Below are 15531 nucleotides of genomic sequence, written 5' to 3'. Positions count from 1 at the left end.
TTCTTGAATGCAGCCGAGCGTGGCTCGGCTCTACAATACCGCGTCTCTTTCTGCCGGATGCCTCCCATGAAACTGCCTGCCGCCTGGCTGTGCTGCCTGTTGCTGACCTCGCCGGCCTGGGCTGCGGGCACCGTGGTCACCGGCAAGGTCTATCTGGAGCGTGACGGCAAGCCGGGCCGCGGTGCGACCGATCCGGGCCTGGCCGGGGTGCAGGTCTCCAACGGCGAGGCCATCGTCAAGACCGCCGCCGACGGCAGCTACAGCCTGCCGGTGCGTGATGGCCAGACCGTGTTCGTGATCAAGCCCGATGCGTATTCGTTCCCGAAGGCGGCAGACGGCCTGCCTTCGTTCTGGCGCCATTTCCGCCCGAACGGCTCGCCGGCGCTGAAGTACGGCGGCATCGCCGCCACCAGCGATGTCACCCGCAACTGGGATTTCGCGCTGCAGCCGGATCGCCGTGACAGCCGTCGCGGCTTCCAGATGCTGGTCTTCACCGACTCCCAGACCGCCAGCCTGAAGGACATCGGCTACTACCAGCAGTCGATCGTGTCGCCGCTGGTCGGCCAGACCAAGGCGCGCATGGGCACCACCCTGGGTGACATCGTCAACGACGATCTGACCCTGTATCCGGCAATCAACAAGGTCACTACGTCGCTGGGCGTGCCGTGGTTCCATGTGCCGGGCAATCACGACCTCGATTTCGATGCAGCCAGCGACGAGCATTCGCTGGACAGCTGGCGCAACATCTACGGCCCGGACACCTACGCGGTGGAAGAGGGCGGTGCCAGTTTCGTGTTCCTCGACGACGTGGTGTATGACCCCAACGCAAGGCCGAAGTATGTCGGTGGCCTGCGCGAAGACCAGTTCGCTTTCCTTGCCAGCTACCTGAAGGGCCTGCACAAGGACCGCCTGCTGGTGCTGGGCATGCACATCCCGCTGTTCGACGCCGCGCCGGGGCGCGAGACCTTCCGTCATGCTGACCGCCAGCGCCTGTTCGACCTGCTGAAGGACTTCCGCAACGTGCTGGTGCTCAGTGGCCACAGCCACACCCAGCAGCACGTCTACCACGGCAAGGCCGACGGCTGGAACGGTGACAAGCCGCTGCACGAATACAACGTCGGTGCCAACTGCGGCGCGTTCTGGTCGGGGGTGAAGGACGCCGCCGGCGTGCCGGACAGCACCATGAGTGATGGCACGCCAAAGGGCTACGCGTTGCTGGACATCGCCGCCAATGGCAGCTACAGACTGCAGTACCGGGTGGCCGGCAAGCCGGCCAGCGAGCAGATCGGCCTGCATGCGCCGAAGGTGCTGCGCCAGGGGGCCTATCCGGCGTGGGGTGTCTACGCCAACGTCTACATGGGCGAGGACGCCAGCGTGGTCGAGTACCGCGTCGATGGCGGTGCCTGGCAGCCGATGAAGCAGGTCAGCCAGCCCGATCCGCGCCTGATGGTGGAGAACGTGGCCGATGATCTGGCCAGCAGCCTGCGCGGCTACGACCGTTCGCCGGAGGCCACCGCGTCGCCGCACCTGTGGCGTGGCGCGCTGCCGACCGACCTGGCCGTGGGCAGCCACAAGGTCGAAGTACGCTCTACCCAGCCTGATGGTGCAGTGTTCACCGCCACCACCCGCTACAGCCTGCAGACGGCCCAGCCCTGATCCCCCGCATCTCCGCTCCAGCGAAAGGACCCCGCATGGATATCCGCTTCATGGCCGGCACCACGCCAGTCACCCTCAGCCGCCACTGGTTCACCGGTGCGATGCTGCTGCAGAGCGCCACCGAGAAGGTCTGGGTGCAGCATCCGCTGCATCCGGGCACCCACTTCTCGTTCTCGCTGGTACAGTCGTGGCTGCGCCACATCGCCGGCCATGAGGTGCTGGTCGAGCGCACCCGGCCGCTGTTGTTCGCCGGCTTCCGCCCGCAGCGCCTGCGCGTGCTGGTGGATGGCGTGCAGGTGGCCGAACAGGAAGGCATGTAGGCCAACCTGAACCGCCGGCGCGCTAGGCAAAGCCGCCCCGATGCCTGAGAATCGGGGCGATTCAATCGATCCAAGCAGGCCAGCGTGACCATCGCAGCAGCGTCCCCGGTTTCCACCGACTCCGCCCGCGGCGGTCTTCCGCGCAGTCTCGTTGTCGCCGATGTCGGCGGCACTTTCGCCCGTTTGGCGCTGGCTGAAACGCAACCCGGCCAGGCACCACTGCTGGGCAGCCATCGCACCTATGCCTGCGCCGAGCATCCCAGCCTGGCCGCGATCCTGGCCGATTTCACCGCTGGCCTCGGCCAGCCGGTACAGGCCGCCGTGGTCGCCATCGCCGGACTGCTCGATGGCGATGTGTTGATCAATTCCAACCTGCCGTGGACGGTCTCGCTGTCGGCCACGCGGCTGCAGTCCGGGCTGCATGAGTTGCAGCTGATCAATGATTTTGAAGCGGTGGCGTTGGCCATTCCCTACCTGCAGCCTGACACCCTGGTGCCGCTCAATGGCGATGCTGACCCGGCGCAGGCGTTCCCGGCGCTGGTGCTGGGCGCCGGTACCGGCCTGGGTGCAGCATTGCGCTTTGCCGACGGCGAGCGTCCGGTGCTGGCCAGCGAGATCGGCCATGCCGCGCTCGGCGCCGGCAACGCGCTGGAACTGCAGGTGCTGGACAAGCTGCTGCAGCGCTGGCCGCACGTGGACAACGAGCGCGTGCTGTCCGGCAGTGGCCTGATGAACCTGTATCCGTGCCTGTGCGAACTGCGTGGCGTCACTCCGGTGTGGAGCAGTACCGAGGCACTGATCGGTGCCGCACGCAGCGGTGAGGATGCGCTGGCGGTGGAAACGCTGCAGGTGTTCTGTGCCTGGCTGGGCAGCCTGGCCGGCGACGCAGCGATCGCGGTGGGTGCGCGTTCGGTGTACCTGGCCGGGGGCATTTCTGCGCATGTGCAGGATTTCCTGGCCGATGGTCGCTTCCGTGAGCGCTTCCTCAACAAGGGCGTGCTGACCGAGGTGCTGCGCCAGGTGCCGGTATGGCGCGTGGAGCATGGCCAGCTGGGCGTTCTCGGCGCAGCGGTCTGGTACGCCGCACGGCAGCCCACGCACGACTGATCGGCGTGGCCGGCATCGGGCCGGCCGTGCATTGCAGACTGGGAGGGGAAGATGGTGGATCGCAGGCAGTTCCTGCAGGCCGGCGCACTGGCCGCAGGCATGGTGGCCTTGCCGGGCGTGCAGGCGCGCACGCAGGGTGGGGCCAGGGTGGTTTCGACCTGGGACTTCGGCGTGCCGGCCAACCAGGCCGCATGGAAGGTGCTGTCGCAGGGTGGCAGCGCACTGGATGCAGTTGAAGCCGGTGCACGCTGGGCCGAGAGCGAGCTGTGCAACCCCACCGTCGGCCATTGCGGCAACCCGGACCGCGACGGCGTGCTGAGCCTGGACGCCAGCATCATGGATGGCGATGGCCGTTGTGGCGCGGTGGCCGCGCTGGTCGACATCCTGCATCCGGTGTCGGTGGCCCGCAAAGTGATGGAGAACAGCCCGCACGTGCTGCTGGTGGGCGAGGGCGCGCAGCAGTTCGCGGTGCAGCAGGGTTTCGAGCGCAGGCACCTGCTCACGCCGCAGGCCGAAGCGGCCTGGCGCGAGTGGCTGAAGACCGAGAAGTATCAGCCGCAGATCAATGCCGAGCGCCGTGGTATTCCCGGCAACAGCGACAACCACGACACCATCGGCATGCTGGCGTTGGATGCCAAGGGCCATCTTGCAGGTGCCTGCACCACCAGCGGCATGGCCTGGAAGCTGCACGGCCGGGTCGGCGACAGCCCGATCATCGGTGCCGGCCTGTATGTCGACAACGAAGTGGGTGCGGCCACCGCGTCGGGCGTGGGCGAGGAGATGATCCGCAATGCGGCCTCATTCCTGGTGGTCGAGCTGATGCGCCAAGGGCGCTCGCCCGCACAGGCCTGCCGCGAAGCCATCGACCGCGTGGTGCGCAAGCGCCCCGAAGCGAGCAGGACATTGCAGGTGTGCTTCCTGGCCATGAACAAGCAGGGCGAGGTGGGTGCCTACGCGTTGCACCGCGGCTTCGTCTACGCCGTGTGCGATGGACAGCGCCAGGACGACCTGCGCGACTCGCCGTCGATCTATGCGAGCACCCAGGCGTGAGCACGCGGCTGACCCTGGAGATCGCCAGCAACTCGCTGGCCTCGGCGCTGGCCGCGCAGGCCGGCGGTGCCGACCGCATCGAACTGTTCGACAACCTGGCCGAGGGCGGCACCACGCCGTCGTTCGCCAGCATCGCGATCGCCCGCGAACGCCTGTCGATTCCGCTGTTCGTGCTGGTGCGCCCGCGCCCGGGTGATTTCCACTACGACGCATTGGAAACCGAACTGATGCTGCGTGACATCGCGCAGTGCCGCGCGCTGGGCTGCGATGGCGTGGTGATCGGTGCGCTGGATGTGCAGGGCGGTATCGACCTGGCGTTGTGCCGTGAACTGGTGCAGGCCGCCGGGCCGCTGCAGGTGACTTTCCATCGTGCCTTCGACGCGGCCCGCGACCTGTCGGCGGCGCTGGAGCAGGTGATCGGACTGGGTTGCCAGCGCGTGCTGACCTCGGGCGGCCAGGTCAGCGCCGAGGCCGGCGCCGATGTGCTGGCGGGTCTGGTCACCCAGGCGGCGGGACGTATCACGGTGATGGCCGGCGCCGGGCTGGGCCCGGCCAACATCGCCGCCGTTGCGCGACGGACCGGCTGCACCGAACTGCACGCCTCGGCCAAGGGCCTGCGCCGCTCGGCGATGCAGTTCCAGAACCCGGCTTTGCGCGGCCTGGACCCGGACTGGAGCCAGACCGCCACCGCCACCGTGGCCGCACTGCGGCAGGCGCTGGACGGCGCAAGGTAGCCCGCTTCTGCTGTAGAGCCAAGCCAACGCTCGGCTGCGCTTTGCGGCAAACGACATCAGCCGAGCACGGGCTCGGCTCTACAGTCGCACGCGACGACGCGGACAAAACCGTTCCGCGCGCGGTTGTCGCGATCGTGTCATTGACGTGTGCGCTGTTCTCTCAGCGATGTTTCGCAACCCTTTGATTGTTCTTGATACCTGCGGCTGATAGCGGCATTGCGTAGGGTGTTGCTGCATCGCCGCATGCCCGGCGCGGTTCAGCTGTGCTTTAGTTTGGATCGATCCACAGGGGAGGGGCTGGGACGGTCGTGAACCGATCCCGGCACCCGGATCAGCCGTCGTGCTACGCCACCACCTGTCCGCGCGTCCACACTTTCCAAGAGCAACCACCCATGGCTCAGTCCGTTCGCAAGCGTCGTCACCTGCTGTCCCAGGCACTGGTCCTGGCCCTGTTGCCCCTGGCCGCGGGTGCACAGGAAGCGGCCAGTTCGTCCACCAAGGACTTGGACGCGGTCACCGTTACCGGTTCGCGCATCAAGCGCGCCGCGGTCGAAGGCCCGGCCCCGGTCAACGTGATCACCGCGCAGCAGATCCAGAAAGAGGGCTTCGTCAGCGTGTATGACGCGCTGAAGACGCTCACCGAAGCAACCGGTACCGTCGAAGCCGCCTCGCAATGGGGTTCGCACACGCCCAATGCCAGCGGGCTGAACCTGCGCGGGATGGGCCCGAACCGCTCGCTGCTGCTGGTGAACGGCCGTCGTGTGGCCGATTACCCTCTGCCGTATGGCGGTGAAACCAATTTCTCCAACTACGGCAACATTCCGGCCGCAGCGGTCGAGCGCATCGAAGTACTGACCGGCGGCGCCTCGGCCATCTACGGTTCGGATGCGATCGCCGGCGTGGTCAATGTCATCCTCAAGACCAACTACGACGGCGACGAAGTGCGCGTGCGCGGCGGTACTTCCACCGAAGGCGGGCGCGACACCTGGGACCTGTCATGGGCCGGCGGCAAGACGGGTGACAACTGGAGCGTGACCTACGCGCTGCAGTACACCAAGCGCGATCCGTTGTTCGGCCGCGACCGCCCGCAGATGGACGATGCCGATGATGCGCCGTATGCGTCCTGGAACATGGAGCAGCGCAAGGTCGGCTTCCGCCCCACCTCGGGCCTGGCGTTGATCGATCCGACGACGGGCCAGCGCTTGGCGCCACCCACTGGCACCTGCGAGAAGTTCGACGGCGAGTACTACACGGCCGATCGACTGGTCTACAACTACGCCGCCAACCGCATCACCAACACCGGCCGCCTGTGCGGCATGAGCGCCGACTACGCCAACTGGCTGCTGACCGGTGGTGCCGAGAACGTGTCCGGCAACCTGTATGCCACCTTCGATTTCAGCAGCGACCTGCAGGCGTGGACCAACCTGGCGGTGTACCGCTCCGAAGCGATCTGGGGCACCAACCCGCCCAGCGTCTCGCTGATCGACGACGACAACGGCTATTACTGGGATGCCAACCGCAACCGCCCGATCCTGGGCGTGCGCCAGTTCACCCCGAACGAAGTCGGCGGCCTGGACACCCTGCGCAACACCAACCGCGAGCTGTCATGGGACTGGAGCGCGGGCCTGCGTGGCCGCCTTGCCGACCGCTTCGACTGGAGCGCCACGGTGGGGCGTTCCTACTATCGCGTGGAAGAACGGCAGAACGTGGTGGACGAGCAGAAGTCGTACGACTTCTTCCTCGGCCCGCGCCTGGGCACCACCGCTGACGGCGAGGCGATCTATGCGTTGAACGAATCGCGCTGGTGGAACCCGCTGACGCCTGACCAGTACTGGCAGATGGGCACGGTGGCCAGGAACCGCGCGTCATCGTGGGTCAACCAGGCCTCGGCGGACATCACCGGCGAGCTGTTCCAGGGCTGGGCCGGCCCGATCTCGTTCGCCGCCGTGGCCGAAGTCGCGCAGCAGGGCTATCACCTCAGCCCGGACCCGCGCGCCGGCATCGACTTCGATCTGCAGAACGTCGATCGCGGTGGCGGCGAGCGCACCCGTTACTCGGCCGGCGTCGAGTTCAAGATCCCGCTGCTGGAGAGCGTGACGGCCACCGCGGCGGCCCGCTACGACCGCTACGGCAACTACAAGGCCGATGACAGCAGTGAAGCGCTGGATATCGGCAGCCAGAAGGAGACCACCTGGAACGTCGGCCTGGAATGGCGCCCGGTCGAATCGCTGCTGGTGCGTGGCTCGTACGCCACCAGTTTCCACGCGCCGGACATGCACTACCTCCTGGGCCAGCCGAGCAGTTCCGAAGTGCAGACCTATGACCGCCTGCGCTGCATCCAGAGCGGGGCCTACCTGGTCAACAACTGCGGCGTGGGCAACACCGATGTCTGGTACACCTTCGACGTGAACCGGCGTGGCACGCCGCTGCTGCGTTCGGAAACCGGCGATTCGTGGACGGTCGGCTTCGTCTGGGACGTGATGCCCAACCTGTCGGTCAGCGCCGATTACTGGGCGATCAAGCTGGAAGACATGATCGTCGACGTCGGCGCCGACGAGGTGCTGGCCAGCGAGGCCGGCTGCCTGACCGGCAAGAACATCGATGGCACGCCGTGGGCCAATCCGGCCGGTGGCGACTATTGCGCCGGCATCCTGGCCCGCGTGAACCGCGACAGCAGCGGCCGCCTGGTATCGATCGAGCGCGGCCCGTTCAACCTGGCCAGCCGGGAAGTGCGCGGCATCGACCTGACTGCACGCTATCGCCTGGAAACCGCGCAGTGGGGCAGCTTCCAGCTGGGCCTGAACTACACCAACCAGATCTCGACCAAGGAACAGCGCTACGCCAACGACCCGAACCCGGAACGGCGCGACCGGGACCTGCGCAGCAAGCTGCGCGCGAGCCTGGCCTGGCAGCGCGGCAACTGGAACGCCAACGTCTATGCCGACCGCGTGGGCTCGGTGCCGGGCGTGCGCTATCACTGGGGCACCGACCGCCTGGACAATCCCGGCGGCTGCCTGCCGTTCGCCGACGGCTACGTGCCCAGTGACAGCCCGTCGCTGAACTGCCTGGAACCGGCACAGCTGCCGGATGGCTCGGCGAACCCGAACCCCAACGCGGGCCAGCAGACCTCGCGCTACTTCGGCCGGGTCGGGCCGTTCATCACCTGGAACGTCAACGTGGGTTACCAGGTGACCGAGCACGCCAAGGTCAATGTCTACGTCAACAACGTGTTCAACTCGGCCAGCTGGAACCACAAGGACCCGTACAAGCTGGACTATGACTTCGCGCCGACCCGGTTGCTGAGCGCGGTCGGCCGCGAGTTCGCATTGGAGTATGTGTTCACCTTCTGAGGAGACCGACCTCCGCCGCTAGATCCACGCCATGCGTGGATGCGGAAACGGGACGCCGGGGGCGGCGCTCCCTTCAGGCATGCGGACAGGCTGGATTTGACCTTCCCACGATGGCAAGGTTTAGCCTGTCCGCATCCAGAAGGAAACCCGGGAATCCGATCATGAGCACGCCGCGCGCCGCTGCCGCCCCCGCCAGCCCCTCCACCATCAGCCTGCCCATCGAGGGCATGACCTGCGCCAGCTGCGTGGGCCGGGTCGAGGCAGCACTGTCCAAGGTCGAGGGCGTGGGCAGTGTCTCGGTGAACCTGACCACCGAGCGGGCGGACATTCGTCCGTCGGGCCCGGTGGATCGCGCGGCGCTTGTCCAGGCAGTGGAGCGGGTGGGCTATGACGTGCCCGCGGCGACCACTGAACTGGCGGTGGAAGGCATGACCTGCGCTTCCTGCGTGGGCCGTGTCGAACGCGCGTTGTTGGCCGTGCCCGGCGTCAGCCAGGCCAGCGTCAACCTGACCACCGAGCGCGCCACGGTGCGTGGCATGGCGGACGTGGCTGCGCTGGTCGCCGCGATCGACAAGGCCGGCTATGACGCACGTGTGATCGAGGCGGGTGTGCAGTCCGATGATCAGGCTGCGGAAAAGAAGGATGCCGAGCTCGCCGGACTGAAGCGCGACCTGATCGTGGCCACCGCGCTGGCACTGCCGGTGTTCGTACTGGAAATGGGTTCGCACCTGATTCCCGGCATGCACGCATGGGTGATGTCCACCCTCGGCATGCAGGCCAGCGGGTACCTGCAGTTCGTGCTGACGCTCCTGGTGCTGGCCATCCCCGGGCGCCGCTTCTACCAGAAGGGCTTCCCGGCGCTGCTGCGGTTGGCGCCGGACATGAATTCGCTGGTGGCGGTGGGCACCGCCGCGGCGTTCGGCTATTCGGTGGTAGCGACCTTTGCACCGCGGCTGCTGCCGCCGGGCACGGTGAACGTCTACTACGAAGCGGCGGCGGTGATCGTCGCGCTGATCCTGCTCGGTCGCTTCCTGGAGGCCCGGGCCAAGGGCCGCACCTCCGAAGCGATCAAGCGCCTGGTCAACCTGCAGGCCAAGGTGGCCCATGTGGTCCGTGACGGCCGCGCGGTCGACATCCCGGTCAATGAAGTGCAGAGCGGCGACCTGGTGGAAGTGCGCCCGGGCGAGCGCGTGCCGGTGGATGGCGAGGTGGTTGGAGGCCGCAGCTACATCGATGAATCGATGATCAGCGGCGAGCCGATTCCGGTCGAGAAGCTGCCGGGCAGCAGCGTGGTGGGTGGCACGGTCAACCAGAAGGGCGCACTGACGGTGCGGGCCACGGCCGTGGGCGCGCAGACCCTGCTGGCGCAGATCATCCGCATGGTCGAACAGGCGCAGGGCTCGAAGCTGCCGATCCAGGCGGTGGTCGACAAGGTCACGTTGTGGTTTGTGCCGGCGGTGATGCTGGCCGCGCTGGCGACCTTCGCAGTCTGGCTGATCTTCGGTCCATCGCCGGCACTGAGCTTCGCACTGGTCAATGCGGTGGCGGTGCTGATCATTGCCTGCCCGTGCGCGATGGGCCTGGCCACGCCGACCTCGATCATGGTCGGAACCGGTCGTGGCGCCGAAATGGGCGTGCTGTTCCGCAAGGGCGAGGCCCTGCAGCTGCTGAAGGACGCGCAGGTGGTGGCGGTGGACAAGACCGGCACGCTGACCGAAGGCCGCCCGCGCCTGACCGATCTGGAGATTGCCGCTGGCTTCGATCGCAACAGGGTTCTGGCGGCAGTGGCCGCGGTGGAGTGGCGCTCGGAGCATCCCATCGCCCGCGCGATTGTTGATGCCGCGACCGGGCAGGGCATCACGTTGCCGGGCATGGTCGGCTTCGAATCGGTCACCGGCATGGGCGTGCGGGCCAGTGTCGAGGGTGCACGCGTGGAGGTCGGTGCCGATCGCTTCATGCGCGACCTGGGCGTGGACATCACTGCATTCGCAGCATTGGCGGCGGAACTCGGCACGCAGGGCAAGTCACCGATGTACGTGGCCATCGATGGACGCCTGGCCGCGATCATCGCGGTATCCGATCCGATCAAGCCGAGCACCCCGGCAGCGATCGCGGCACTGCATCGGTTGGGCCTGAAGGTGGCGATGATCACCGGCGACAACGCCGGGACCGCACAGGCGATCGCGCGCCAGCTCGGCATCGATGAAGTGGTGGCCGAGGTGCTGCCGGAAGGCAAGGTCGAGGCAGTGCGCCGGCTGAAGGCCACGCATGGGCACGTCGCCTTCGTCGGCGACGGCATCAACGATGCCCCTGCGTTGGCTGAAGCCGATGTCGGCCTGGCCATTGGTACCGGCACCGACATCGCGGTGGAGTCGGCCGATGTGGTGCTGATGTCGGGTAACCTGCAGGGCGTGCCCAATGCCATTGCGCTGTCCAAGGCGACGCTGGGCAACATCCGGCAGAACCTGTTCTGGGCGTTCGCCTACAACACCGCATTGATTCCCGTCGCTGCCGGCGTGCTGTACCCGGCCTGGGGCGTGCTGCTGTCGCCGGTGTTCGCGGCCGGTGCGATGGCGCTGTCCAGTGTGTTCGTGCTGGGCAACGCGCTGCGCCTGCGCCGCTTCCAGCCGCCGATGGCCGATGCCGCCGCTGCCGCCCACTGAAGGAGATCCGCATGAACATCGGTGACGCCGCCAAGGCCTCCAGCGTGTCGGCGAAGATGATCCGCTACTACGAACAGATCGGCCTGATCCCCGCGGCCGATCGCACCGAATCGGGCTACCGGGCGTATTCGCAGGCGGACATCCATCGCCTGCGCTTCATCCGCCGCGCGCGCGATCTCGGCTTCCAGGTGGCCGAAATCAGTGACCTGCTGGGCCTTTGGAACGACACCGCGCGGCACAGTGCCGACGTCAAGCACCTGGCCGAGCAGCACATTGCCGACCTGGAACAACGCATCCAGAGCATGCGGCAGATGGCCGACACGTTGAAATCGCTGATCCGTTGCTGTGCGGGCGACGAGCGCCCGGAGTGCCCGATCCTGGAGCGGTTGGGTGAAGACGATGAGGCCCCGCTGCCGGTCGATGCAGCGAAGACCGGCGCGGTGCGGCGGCGCGCGCGCAAGCGCTGAGTTTCCATGTCGCATGCAAAAAAGCCCGCTCGGTGACAGTGCAGGGGGCGGGCTCCGCGGTGGCAGAAGGCAGGGGATCAGGCAGTGCGCGGCGGGAAACCCGCATCGTTCAGCGCGGCGAACACCTGCTCCTGTGATGCGGTGGTCTGCACCTTGAGCAGACCGGTCGGCGGATCGGCCACCACACTGGCGTTCGGATCGATCTGCTGGATCGCGCGGGTCACGCTGCGCGCGCAGCCGCCGCAGGTCATGCCGTCAACATGGAATTCCATCTGTAGCTCCTTCGGTGCTCGTGAGGTGAAACCAGTGTGCACCTTCCAACGATGGCAGGGTCAAGCAGGTGGCTGAACGGCGGCGCAGGCACCCATGAAAACGGCAGCCGCCTGTACCAGCGCGGCTGCCGTGGAGGACCATTCCCGCCGGGGCGGGCAAGACGGCGCCGGGCCAGGCCCGGCGCTGCCTCAGAACTTCCAGTTCACGCCGAAGTACAGCTGGCGGCCGGCGTACAGGTTGGACAGCAGGCGGGCCTGGCTGTCGTTGCCGATGTAGCTGCGCAGCTCGGACTTGGTGGCGTTCAGTACGGCGGCGGTCACCGTCCAGTCCGGAGTGAGGTTGTAGGCCACGTTCAGGTCAAGCTGGCTGTAAGGCTTGGTGTAGGTGGTCATGCCATTGTTCAGGCCGCCGACCACTTCACCACGACGGTTGTACGAGGCGCGCGCCAGGAACTTGTCGTTCTCGTAGAACACCGTAACGTTGGCCTGGTTCTTGGCACTGCCGACCAGCGGCGAGGAGCCGATTTCCTCGCCATCCAGCACGATCGAGGCCAGGTTGGTGTCGTTGTAGGTGTAGTTGGCCTGCACGCCCAGTCCGAAGTCGAACGTGTACTGGCCATACAGTTCCACGCCCTGCGACACGCCATCGCGGCCGTTGGCCTGAGTCTCGTACTTCTGCACGGTGACCGACTGCCCGCCGACGTTCATCTGCTGGTCGCGCACCACCGGCACGGTGAAGTTGTCCACGTTCTTGCGGAACAGCGAAACACCTGCGACCGCGCCCGGCTTGAAGTACCACTCCAGGCCCAGGTCGAACTGCACCGCCTTGAACGGTTCCAGCGCCTTGTTGCTGCCCGAGCCGTACCAGCCGGGCGTGTCGGTGCCGCCGGTGACGCGGCGGTCGTTGGCGTACTCTTCGCTGATGTAACGCAGGCCACCGGGATAGGCGATGCTGGTGTAGCTCGGGCGCGCGACCACCTTCGATGCCGCGCCACGCAGCACCAGGTTGTCGGTGATGTCCCAGGCAATGTTGAAGCTGGGCAGCACGTCGGTATAGGTCTTTTCCAGCGACGACAGGGCGTACACCTTGTCGCGCACCTGCGGGTCGGGCAGGCGGACGAAGCCACCCTGGCAGCGCAGGTTCGGGTCGGCGGCCGGATCATCGCAGCTCATCGGCGCGCCGCTGGCGTTGTCGACGAAATAGTCGTTGAAGCGCTCGACCGAATCGCTGGACTGGGCGAACTGCTTGGTCCGCACCACGCGCACGCCGATGTTGCCGCGTACCCGCTCAGTGCGGAAGTTGGCCTGGAAGTAGCCGGAATGGATCTTCTCGTTGACGTCGTAGACGAAGTCTTCTTCGGTGCGGTTGTGCGAGCCACCGTAGGTCTTGTTCAAGTAGTCGATGTAGGCCGGGTAGTTGATGCCCGGGAACACGTTGGCGTTGAACGCGCCGGTGATGTTGCTGATCGGGTTGGACAGGAAGAAGCCCGGTTGCGCATCGCCTGCGGTCGGATCGCAACCGGCCTGGTAGCGATTGTTGTCATAGTCGGACGGATCCAGGCCCGGGCACACCCAATAGGTGTTGCCGGTGTTGCGGTGGACCTTGCCATCGCGGTACTTGGCGCCGAACTGGATCGAATCCAGCCAGCCGGCCTCGAACAGCTTGGTGACGTCGGCCTGGAAGTAGTTCTGCTTGACCTCGGTCTGCATCCAGGACGAATCGGTCGAGCCGGTATCGACTTCGGCCACGCCCGCCATCAACTGCTGCTGCAGGTCCGGCGAGAACTGCACCGACGGCGTGCCGGTCAGGTCCCAGGCGGTGTACTGGTTGCCGGACTGCCACTGGTTGCCCACCTTGCGGCGCGGCTTGGCCGACATGCGGAAATTCATCGACGGACCACCTTCGGACCAGGTGCGGCCGCCGGTGAACGAGGCCTTCCACAGCGGGCTGATATCCCAGTCGATGGTCAGGTCGGCGGTCTGCGACAGTGCCTTTTCCTTGCTGTATCCACCGGTGAGCTGCGGAGTGGGGATGGTGCAGTCGTCCGGGCCCCAGCCACCGGGTTCCAGGCCGGCTGCCGCTGCTTCTTCCTCACTGCAGTAATAGGTCTTTCCGGCCAGCTTCTGGTACTGCGCACCGGTGACAATGCTGCCACTCGGGTCGAAATCCAGGCCGTTGAGCAGGCGGCCGCCGGCCCAGTTGCCGTCCTGGTTGTAGCGGGCCAGGTTCCACTCCGGCACCTTCAGCATGTTCTGGGTGTAGTCACCCTGCAGCTCGAAGCGGAAGTAGTTCGCGGTCATCGTGACGTTGTCGACCGGCTTGAACTGGAAGGTCAGCTGGCCGCCCTTGCGCTCGCGCTTCTCTTCCTTCACCGCGAAGTTCACCGAGGTTGGCATGAAGAATTCGCTGTAGTTCTTGCCAGCCTGGTTGTTGAAGCCGGACTGGCCCCACCAGTAGTGGATGCCATCCTGCTCCAGCAGGTTGCCGTTGGCATCGCGGGCCGTGGTGCCATTGCCGTACCACTGGTAGTCCTCGGTGCTGGCTTCCATGGTGCGGGTGGTGCGCTTCTGCTGGGTCACGCCGACGAGGACGCCGAAGCGCTCATCCTTGCTGTGCCACGAGTACAGCGCGGACGCCTGCGGATCGACATCGTGGCTGGTATCGGAGGTGGTGCCCTCCAGATTCACGTAGCCGGAGTTGGATTCCATGTCCAGCGGGCGACGGGTATGCAGGATGACCGTGCCGCCGATGCCGCCTTCGTCGATGCGTGCTTCCGGCGACTTGAACAGCTCCGCGCTGGACAACATGTTCGATGGCAGCAGGGTGTAGTTGAAGGAGCGCGTCGCTTCGTTGTTGGTCTCTGACGAGGCGACGAAGTTGCCGTTCAACTGGGTCAGGGTCAGGTCCGGCGCAAGGCCGCGCACACTGACACTCTTGCCTTCGCCACCGCTGCGGGTGATGACCACGCCGGGCACGCGCTGCAGTGCGTCGGCCACGTTCTTGTCGGGGAACTTGCCGACGTCCTCGGCGGTGATCACCTCGACCACCGCGTTGGCGTCGCGCTTCTGCTCGAGGCTCTTTTCAATGGCGTAGCGGTAGCCGGTGACCTGGACGCTGTCCAGGGTGGTGGCGTCCTGCGCGCCGGTGGACGTGGCCTGTTGCGCGGCGGCGCCAGCCGGAATGACGGCGGCGGCCAAGGCCAGCGCGATGGCCAGCGACAATGCGTCCTGGCCGTGCGTACGTGTTGAATGCTTCATTCCCATCTCTCCCTCTCTCCTGGATTGATCCGGTGACGTGGCTCGGACAACTTGAATCGATCTAATTTGAAGTGACATTACGGGTGTCGCCATGTGGGTGGCAGAGCACCGCGCGTGGTGGCCTGGTACGTCCTGTTGCTGCTCCCCCAACTCCCGGCCATCGCAGTGTCGTTCTTGGATCGATCTAAGCGATGGGCGGGCGATTTTTAGCATGGGTCGCCCTTGGGCGCATGCTGCTCCGCAATATGGTACTGGCGTGGCGAAGGGATGACGGTTTGCTGAAAACAGTGAAATCGTTTTCGTGCGCAGGGGAGGGGGGCCGGCAGGGCTGCGCCCTGCACCTGCTTGAAGCCAGGGCAACGGCCAAAGCTAAAGCCAAAGCCAAAGCGGCTCTGGTTTTCTGCTGGTTTGGCGGGACGGTGTCGGATTGCGGGGACGCCGTAAACCCCCAGGCCGGCCCAGCCGCTAGCGGCTGGGCGTTCGGGCGCTTACGAAGCAGTGCTTCGCAAGCAAAGCGCCCTCACCCGGAAGTGACCCCCGGGAGTTGGACATCAGATCCAACCCCGAGGGATACATGAACAGATACGACGCGCGTTTCAAGCTGCAGGTCGCCAAAGAGGCCTGCAAGACCTCCACATCGGTCAAAGCCGTTGC

General features: G+C 66.2%; 10 protein-coding genes. 8 read left to right on the top strand and 2 right to left on the bottom strand.

From position 1 onward, the window contains the following. Window positions 1-66 precede the first annotated feature (66 nt). The 8 genes from AB839_RS00055 to cueR all read left to right on the top strand — a co-directional run bounded on the left by AB839_RS00055 (window position 67) and on the right by cueR (window position 11347). Window positions 67-1656 carry a calcineurin-like phosphoesterase family protein gene (locus tag AB839_RS00055; RefSeq protein ID WP_061477827.1) on the top strand — a complete coding sequence of 530 codons (1590 nt, stop codon included), beginning with the start codon at window positions 67-69 and terminating at the stop codon, window positions 1654-1656. A gap of 35 nt (window positions 1657-1691) precedes the next feature. Continuing rightward, a complete protein-coding gene (locus AB839_RS00050) occupies window positions 1692-1976 on the top strand; it encodes a hypothetical protein (RefSeq protein ID WP_005409434.1) in 285 nt (94 codons plus the stop codon). Window positions 1977-2060: 84 nt separating this feature from the next. Continuing rightward, window positions 2061-3083 carry a glucokinase gene (locus AB839_RS00045; RefSeq protein ID WP_061477826.1) on the top strand — a complete coding sequence of 341 codons (1023 nt, stop codon included), beginning with the start codon at window positions 2061-2063 and terminating at the stop codon, window positions 3081-3083. A gap of 51 nt (window positions 3084-3134) precedes the next feature. Further along, window positions 3135-4133, top strand: coding sequence for a N(4)-(beta-N-acetylglucosaminyl)-L-asparaginase (locus AB839_RS00040; protein ID WP_061477825.1), 999 nt, complete (start codon window positions 3135-3137; stop codon window positions 4131-4133). Next, window positions 4130-4867: a copper homeostasis protein CutC gene (locus AB839_RS00035; protein ID WP_061477824.1), complete on the top strand. Its 738-nt coding sequence runs from the start codon at window positions 4130-4132 to the stop codon at window positions 4865-4867. Before AB839_RS00040 ends, AB839_RS00035 begins: the two co-directional genes overlap by 4 nt. Before the next feature lie 392 nt (window positions 4868-5259). After that, the gene (locus AB839_RS00030; protein ID WP_061477823.1) at window positions 5260-8217 is read left to right on the top strand and encodes a TonB-dependent receptor; all 2958 of its coding nucleotides are present in this window, start codon (window positions 5260-5262) and stop codon (window positions 8215-8217) included. A gap of 161 nt (window positions 8218-8378) precedes the next feature. Then, complete coding sequence (locus AB839_RS00025; protein ID WP_061477822.1) at window positions 8379-10880, top strand: heavy metal translocating P-type ATPase; 2502 nt, start codon at window positions 8379-8381, stop codon at window positions 10878-10880. A gap of 11 nt (window positions 10881-10891) precedes the next feature. Then, window positions 10892-11347 carry a Cu(I)-responsive transcriptional regulator gene (gene cueR, locus AB839_RS00020; protein ID WP_061477821.1) on the top strand — a complete coding sequence of 152 codons (456 nt, stop codon included), beginning with the start codon at window positions 10892-10894 and terminating at the stop codon, window positions 11345-11347. 77 nt (window positions 11348-11424) lie between these two features. On the opposite strand, the gene AB839_RS00015 is transcribed toward cueR, so the two are convergent. Together AB839_RS00015 and AB839_RS00010 are read right to left on the bottom strand one after the other, a co-directional pair. Next, a complete protein-coding gene (locus AB839_RS00015) occupies window positions 11425-11619 on the bottom strand; it encodes a heavy-metal-associated domain-containing protein (protein ID WP_061477820.1) in 195 nt (64 codons plus the stop codon). Between the two features lie 189 nt (window positions 11620-11808). Continuing rightward, a complete protein-coding gene (locus AB839_RS00010; RefSeq protein ID WP_061477819.1) occupies window positions 11809-14883 on the bottom strand; it encodes a TonB-dependent receptor in 3075 nt (1024 codons plus the stop codon). Window positions 14884-15531 lie beyond the last annotated feature (648 nt).

The organism is Stenotrophomonas sp. DDT-1 (assembly GCF_001580555.1).
Lineage (GTDB): Bacteria > Pseudomonadota > Gammaproteobacteria > Xanthomonadales > Xanthomonadaceae > Stenotrophomonas > Stenotrophomonas sepilia.
The sequence above is the reverse complement of the archived record's forward strand: the minus strand, read 5'-3'. Positions and strand labels throughout refer to the sequence as shown.